The sequence below is a fragment of the Nitrosospira sp. NpAV genome (assembly GCF_000832065.1).
In the GTDB taxonomy this organism is placed as follows: domain Bacteria; phylum Pseudomonadota; class Gammaproteobacteria; order Burkholderiales; family Nitrosomonadaceae; genus Nitrosospira.
Map to the genome: position 1 here is coordinate 1 of NZ_JXQM01000069.1, position 394 is coordinate 394.

Sequence of the window (394 nt, forward strand, 5' to 3'; positions counted from 1 at the left end):
GTGCTCCTGCTTGCGTTGATGACGTCTTCAAGCCAGCGGATGGCGTTTATGTCCAGCTTATTGGTGGGTTCATCCAGCAGTAGAATTTCAGAATCCGCAAACGATGCTTGCGCCAGCAGTACACGCAGCTTGAATCCGGGCGCTATGGCGCTCATCAGTCCCGCATGCTGTGACAGCGGAATATCCACGCCCAGCAGCAATTCCCCAGCCCGCGCTTCGGCGGAATAGCCATCCAGCTCGGCAAAGCGCGTCTCAAGTTCGGCGGCGTGCATATAGTCGTCCTCGCTGGCATCGGGATTGGCATAGATCGCATCGCGTTCCTCCTTCACGCGCCACAACTCCTCGTGCCCCATCATTACGGTATCAATCACCAGACAATTCTCGAAAGCAAACT

1 pseudogene is annotated in these 394 nt (G+C 56.1%); it reads right to left on the bottom strand.

The window, feature by feature from the left end:
* Positions 1-394, bottom strand: a pseudogene (locus SQ11_RS15350) (ABC-F family ATPase); the annotation flags it as partial.